Consider the following 6,518-nt stretch of genomic DNA (forward strand, 5'->3'; position numbering starts at 1 on the left):
CTACCCCTTACACGCTCAGAAAGTCAATTTCCTGACCTTCAGCTAAACGCACATACGCCTTTTTAACGTTGTTGCGTTTGCCAAGACCACGCGCTGTGCGCTTGACTTTGCCTTTTTGGACCAAAGTGCGTACGTTCAGTACCTTCACTTCGAACAGTTTCTCAACGGCCTGTTTAATTTCAGGCTTGGTTGCATCAGGTGCAACGCGAAAAACGTACTGGCCATTACCGTCAGCAACGATGGTAGCCTTCTCAGAAATATGAGGGCCCATCAATACTTTCAGCAGACGCTCTTGGTGATGACTCATGACAACACCTCCTCAACTTTCTTAAGTGCGGCGACTGTCATGACCACTTTGTCGAAAGCGACCAGCGATACAGGGTCAACACCGGCCACATCCAATACATCGACGTGCGGTACATTGCGCGCAGACAAGAACAGGTTTTCCGTGACTTCATCGGCCACAAACAAAGCATTGTTCAGACCCAATTCTTTCATCTTACTCAAGAACAACTTGGTCTTTGGCTCGGCGATGTTCAGTTCGTCGACAACGATCAAACGCTCTTGGCGTACCAATTCAGACAAAATAGACTGAATAGCACCACGATACATTTTGCGGTTAACTTTTTGTTCGTAGCTACGTGGAGTAGCGGCGAATGTAACGCCACCTGAACGCCAGATAGGACTACGGGTAGTACCCGCACGCGCACGGCCTGTACCTTTTTGACGGAATGGCTTAGCGCCACCGCCAGATACTTGACTGCGTGTTTTCTGTGCTTTACTGCCCTGACGGCCGGCGGCCATATAAGCCGTAACCACCTGATGCACTAGAGCTTCATTGAAGTCCTTCCCGAAGGTGGCGTCAGATACTTCAACAGTAGAGCTATTGCTACCTACTACATTAAGATTCATGACTGTCCCCTCAAGCCTTAACTGCTGGTTTAACGATGACGTGCCCGGATGTTGCACCAGGTACTGCACCTTTCACCAACAGAAGATTACGTTCAGCGTCGACGCGCACGATTTCCAGCGTCTGGACAGTCACTTGCTCTGCGCCCATGTGGCCGGCCATTTTCTTGCCCTTCCAAACACGACCGGGAGTTTGACACTGACCAATAGAACCTGGCGCACGGTGAGACAAAGAGTTACCGTGGGTAGCGTCTTGCATACTGAAATTGTGGCGCTTGATGGCACCTTGGAAGCCTTTACCTTTCGAAGTTCCTGTCACATCGATCTTTTGACCCGCTTCGAAAATAGACACTCCAATTGTGTCGCCGACCTTCAGCTCACCGAGATCGTCGGCACGAAATTCACGTACCAGCTCACCCGCTTCAACACCCGCTTTAGCGTAGTGACCGGCTTCAGATTTTGTTACACGAGAAGCTTTGCGCTGACCAAAAGCAACTTGCACGGCTGCATAGCCATCGCTTTCGACAGACTTGATTTGCGCAACCCGGTTGGGGGTTACTTCAATAACCGTAACCGGCACTGACACACCTTCTGCAGTGAAGATGCGCGTCATACCAGCCTTACGGCCAATAACACCTATAGACATCTTTATTACTCCAATGTACGGGGCTTACTCCATACGGCATGCTTGCCGCGAGGTACCCGCTATGGCCGCTCCACTTGGAGCTGTTACACAGGAGGCGTTTGTCACTTGTTACCAAGCGGCCGCTAACAATAACGGCTAAAACAAACGCTTAACCCAGACTAATTTGAACATCAACGCCCGCTGCTAGATCTAACTTCATCAAGGCATCTACTGTTTTTTCAGTAGGCTCAACGATGTCCAGCATGCGTTTGTGTGTCCGCAACTCATATTGATCGCGTGCATCTTTATTCACGTGAGGAGAAACCAATACGGTGTAGCGCTCGCGCTTAGTAGGCAAAGGGATAGGTCCCCGTACCTGTGCGCCAGTACGCTTGGCCGTGTCGACAATCTCCTGCGTGGATGCATCGATCAAACGATGATCAAACGCCTTCAGGCGAATTCTGATCTTTTGGTTCTGCATGTGACCAAAACTCCGAAATTGTTAAACAGCATTACGCGCCCTCAGGCCTACTGAGGGACGCGCATTATATTGATGCGTCATGACGGTGTCAATGACGACATCCAATTAAAAAAAGGGGGCGCCAATCGACGCCCCCTTTCTTCACACGCCGCTTAACGCGGCAGGATCATCACTCGATGATTTTCGCTACAACGCCCGCACCAACGGTACGGCCACCTTCACGAATTGCAAAACGCAGGTTGTCTTCCATCGCGATGGGCGCGATCAGTGTCACTTCCATCTTAACGTTGTCACCTGGCATTACCATTTCTACGCCTTCTGGCAATTCACAGCTACCGGTTACGTCAGTTGTACGGAAGTAGAACTGGGGACGGTAACCTTTGAAGAATGGCGTATGACGACCACCTTCTTCTTTGCTCAGTACGTATACTTCGGCTTCGAACTTGGTGTGCGGCGTGATGGTGCCGGGCTTAGCCAATACTTGGCCACGCTCTACGTCATCGCGCTTAGTACCACGCAACAGGGCGCCTACGTTCTCACCCGCACGACCTTCGTCGAGCAGCTTGCGGAACATTTCAACACCGGTTACGGTGGTCTTCGTGGTTTCACGAATACCAACGATCGATACTTCATCACCAGTCTTAACAATACCGCGCTCGATACGGCCCGTTACTACGGTACCACGACCAGCGATAGAGAATACGTCTTCTACAGGCATCAGGAACGGCTGGTCAATCGCACGCTCAGGTTCTGGGATGTAAGAATCCAGTGTTTCCACCAGTTTCTTAACCGCAGTTGTACCCATTTCGTTGTCGTCTTTGCCTTCCAACGCCATCAGAGCAGAACCAATGATGATAGGCGTGTCGTCACCGGGGAAGTCGTACTGCGACAGCAGGTCACGCACTTCCATTTCTACCAGCTCCAACAACTCTTCGTCGTCGACCATGTCCGCTTTGTTCAGGAACACAACGATGTACGGTACACCCACCTGACGTGACAACAGGATGTGCTCACGCGTTTGTGGCATTGGGCCGTCAGCGGCTGAACAAACCAAAATTGCGCCGTCCATCTGCGCCGCACCGGTGATCATGTTTTTCACATAGTCAGCGTGCCCTGGGCAGTCAACGTGCGCATAGTGGCGCTCAGGTGAATCGTATTCAACGTGAGATGTGGCGATGGTGATACCACGCGCACGCTCTTCAGGTGCGTTGTCGATCTGGTCGAACGCACGCTTTTCGCCTGTTCCCCATACGTCGTAACAAACGCGCGTCAGGGCTGCAGTCAGTGTTGTTTTACCGTGGTCTACGTGACCAATGGTGCCCACGTTCAGGTGGGGCTTGCTGCGCTCAAAGGTTGCCTTTGACATAAAACCTGCCTCTCTTAATGTATTTTCTAGCCTACATAATAAAAGACAGGCTAGATGCCTGTCGTTTAAACTGGTGCTCACGACGCGACTTGAACGCGTGACCTCTCCATTACCAATGGAGTGCTCTACCACTGAGCTACGCAAGCATAACTATTTGGAGCGGGTAGCGGGAATCGAACCCGCATCATCAGCTTGGAAGGCTGAGGTGCTACCATTGTACCATACCCGCGAGCATGGAAATTGGTGGAGGGGGGCGGATTCGAACCACCGAAGCTTGCGCGGCAGATTTACAGTCTGCTCCCTTTAGCCACTCGGGAACCCCTCCGAACGGTGCTGCATTCTCCATATCCACCTATACAGTGTCAAGAAAAAATTTCTTTCTTAACAATTACTTAGCGATCTAGAGACTGGTTTACCACCGAAAACCGGCCGACATAGTAGCAGCTCTTAGGAATTTTGCAACCAACTACAGTCCATTCTCTGCAATGTCAGGTTGCCAGCGCTTCCAGTCACTGTACGCAGGGTTGCTGCACTGATCAACGAGGCACTCTCAGGCTGTGCTCGCAGCCACCACACCGAGGTGGTGCGTTCTATTTCACGTACGGTGACAGCCGGAATATCCGCGCTCAGTCGTTCATGCAAACCTACTGCATTGTCCCGACTGCGAAAGTAGCCCAAAGACAAAGCATTTCGATACTCGCCACTGGACACTAAGAAGCTCTCGATATTACGTTGATTCAATAAACGCAATTCACGCTCGGCGGACGCTGCGTTAATAAAAGGCGGAATATACACCCACCACAGTGGCTCAATAGGAACCTCTGAACTTAGAACCTCTACCGCAACCTCCAGACCGGACAACCGAATCCGGGCAGTTTCAGCTTCGCCTGCATTGGCAAACCGCCCGATAAACGCGCACTGTGGAGGCGTATCTCGCCGTGAGTCTCTGCTCGGATCACTTAATGCGGCCTCTGATACTTCCGCACGCATGGCAACGCCATCGGCTGAGTTGACTTCTGTCACGCTGTTGGCAGCGCTCGAAGGCTCCGCTAGAACAATAGAACCAAAACGCAGATCAGCCACTTCAGCTTGACCAGGGCTGTCGCTCGGCTCCGCAACAAACCCGAACCAAACACCAACGGCCAAATTCAAACCCAGTAAACTAATAACAATCCATCGCACTAGACGATCGCCTTACAATGTTGATTCCAAAACCCCAAACCCTGAAAGATTAAATCAGGAATATATAATGCATCGGGTATCCAGGGTGCGAGACGCGATGCATCACCGCCTGTCACTACGACACTCAGACCCGGCATCTCAGCTTTTCGCAATGCAACCATAGCACAGACCGCACTAACCCAGGCATTCGCAACCGCATGATTGGTGCTCGCACCCAAAGCCCGAGCTGGAGAATCCGGTCGATCCAAACCCATATCCGTTTCTTTTAGCAGACTATCAAACCACACTCGGTAGCCAGGCATTATCCAGCCACCGATATGATGGCGACCCCGCAACATATCTATGGTCACCGCAGTACCAGCATCAATCAAGCACACAGCACTGCCGGTTTCCGTCAAACCCAAGGCAACAGCACCAAGCATACCGACCCACCGATCGCTACCTAAGCGTTCTGTATCGTAATCACTGCTCAAGATTGAACGAGGAAACGTATGTGCAATATGCCACTGTGCTGTCGGGGCCAAGGTAAGCAACTCTTCCTGCACATTGGCACGGCGCACTGAAACCAGCACAACATCCTTTATGTTTTCCAAAATCTCATTTAACTCTACAGGCAATTCCAGCGGCATGTGGCGTGACAGGAACTGCCCGAAGCGCTCACCTAATGCCCAATGGACATAGGTATTCCCCACATCCATGAGCAACGGCTCACTTTGGTCGGACACTGATTTCGCCTCCGTTCAACGCCGTGCGTTCACCATTGCAAACGAACCAGAGACTGCCATCGTGGGCGACGCCTTGCGCTATACCGGAACGGATATTTTCACCCTGCAAGACATCAATCTGGCGTTCGTATAATACATCGAATGGCTTCCATTCTTGTGCATCGTATTGCGCAAACTGCGACTTAATTAAATCACCTAACACGCTTACAATTAAGCCTAACACATCCGTTCTACTGACTTCGTGACCCATTTCACGCGCCAAGGATGTCGCGGCTTGATCGACTGCTGAAAAGTCCTTCCGATTGATATTCATGCCAACACCCATGACCACATACATGACCCCAGACGGCAGGGTATGTAATTCGGTGAGAACACCGGCAATTTTGCCATCGTTAACGTACAGATCATTTGGCCATTTTACGCCTACGTTCTCCAGCCCCCACCCTTTTAGTGCTTTTGCCAAAGCAAAACCAGCAATGACACTGTAAGGTTTTATCCCTTCAACACCCTCTATGGGGAAGCCGAAGCTGACCGCCAGATCCTGCCCGAAAGCGTTTTGCCACGCTCGGCCACGGCGGCCTCGACCGCCACTTTGAAACTCAGTAGTAACAATGACGGGATGCGAAGCGAGTCGAAGCAGGGCCAATACATCATCATTGGTCGACGCAGTAATCAAATGCCGCTGAAACTGAAAACCTTGGGGGATCGTGAGTGCAGAAACATCTAACAACTTCACTCGTTCGTCCAAACGGTAACCTCGTCCAGAGATGGCATCAGTGCGCAGTCCCATAGAACTAAGTTCTTGCAGGCGTCTATTGATCACGGTACGCGACACGCCTAAATCAACCGCCAACGCCGAACCAGAGACAAATTCTTCTCGCTGGAGTCGCTTAAGGATATGTTCGTATTGAGAGATTTTGTCCATGATAAGTAGAGATAAGGGAGAGCGCGCATTATGACGCGTTGACCCGCGAGTGGCAATGTAACCAAGCCAAGGCATATCGACCTGCCTTGGAGGTTTGCTTGAGCCCATGTTGATGAACATTCCGCGGGCGTAGGGCGAGTGCTTCAAGGCGGCCTCCCGACCTGCCGTGGAGCGCCGGAGGCACACCCCGAAAGCCCGTTTTGGGGGCATGTTTGCCTTGCCTCAAAACCAAAAAACCCAGCACAAGGCTGGGTTCGTTGGTCTGTTAGGAGCTTGACGATGACCTACTCTCACATGGGGAGACC

8 protein-coding genes and 3 tRNA genes are annotated in these 6,518 nt (G+C 51.5%); all 11 read right to left on the reverse strand.

Annotated elements, in window-relative coordinates; all coding sequences use genetic code 11:
* Nucleotides 1–7 precede the first annotated feature (7 nt).
* Complete coding sequence (rplW, locus tag ACFOSD_RS15155) at nucleotides 8–307, reverse strand: 50S ribosomal protein L23 (RefSeq protein ID WP_380698057.1); 300 nt, start codon at nucleotides 305–307, stop codon at nucleotides 8–10.
* Nucleotides 304–912 carry a 50S ribosomal protein L4 gene (gene rplD, locus ACFOSD_RS15160; RefSeq protein WP_380698059.1) on the reverse strand — a complete coding sequence of 203 codons (609 nt, stop codon included), beginning with the start codon at nucleotides 910–912 and terminating at the stop codon, nucleotides 304–306. The genes rplW and rplD overlap by 4 nt, the downstream gene beginning before the upstream one ends.
* Before the next feature lie 10 nt (nucleotides 913–922).
* The gene (rplC, locus tag ACFOSD_RS15165; RefSeq protein WP_380698061.1) at nucleotides 923–1,555 is read right to left on the reverse strand and encodes a 50S ribosomal protein L3; all 633 of its coding nucleotides are present in this window, start codon (nucleotides 1,553–1,555) and stop codon (nucleotides 923–925) included.
* A gap of 148 nt (nucleotides 1,556–1,703) precedes the next feature.
* Complete coding sequence (gene rpsJ / locus ACFOSD_RS15170) at nucleotides 1,704–2,015, reverse strand: 30S ribosomal protein S10 (RefSeq protein WP_380698063.1); 312 nt, start codon at nucleotides 2,013–2,015, stop codon at nucleotides 1,704–1,706.
* A gap of 169 nt (nucleotides 2,016–2,184) precedes the next feature.
* Nucleotides 2,185–3,381, reverse strand: coding sequence for an elongation factor Tu (gene tuf / locus ACFOSD_RS15175; protein WP_380709202.1), 1,197 nt, complete (start codon nucleotides 3,379–3,381; stop codon nucleotides 2,185–2,187).
* A 71-nt stretch (nucleotides 3,382–3,452) separates the two neighbouring features.
* Nucleotides 3,453–3,527 (reverse strand) — tRNA-Thr (locus ACFOSD_RS15180).
* A 9-nt stretch (nucleotides 3,528–3,536) separates the two neighbouring features.
* Nucleotides 3,537–3,610, reverse strand: a tRNA-Gly gene (locus tag ACFOSD_RS15185).
* Between the two features lie 12 nt (nucleotides 3,611–3,622).
* Nucleotides 3,623–3,706, reverse strand: a tRNA-Tyr gene (locus tag ACFOSD_RS15190).
* A gap of 122 nt (nucleotides 3,707–3,828) precedes the next feature.
* Nucleotides 3,829–4,563, reverse strand: a complete 735-nt coding sequence (locus ACFOSD_RS15195) for an SPOR domain-containing protein (RefSeq protein WP_380698259.1) — start codon at nucleotides 4,561–4,563, stop codon at nucleotides 3,829–3,831.
* Nucleotides 4,563–5,288: a type III pantothenate kinase gene (locus ACFOSD_RS15200; protein ID WP_380698257.1), complete on the reverse strand. Its 726-nt coding sequence runs from the start codon at nucleotides 5,286–5,288 to the stop codon at nucleotides 4,563–4,565. Before ACFOSD_RS15200 ends, ACFOSD_RS15195 begins: the two co-directional genes overlap by 1 nt.
* A complete protein-coding gene (locus ACFOSD_RS15205; protein WP_380698255.1) occupies nucleotides 5,272–6,213 on the reverse strand; it encodes a biotin--[acetyl-CoA-carboxylase] ligase in 942 nt (313 codons plus the stop codon). The genes ACFOSD_RS15200 and ACFOSD_RS15205 overlap by 17 nt, the downstream gene beginning before the upstream one ends.
* Nucleotides 6,214–6,518 lie beyond the last annotated feature (305 nt).

The sequence above is a fragment of the Salinispirillum marinum genome (assembly GCF_042650105.1).
Lineage (GTDB): Bacteria > Pseudomonadota > Gammaproteobacteria > Pseudomonadales > Natronospirillaceae > Salinispirillum > Salinispirillum marinum.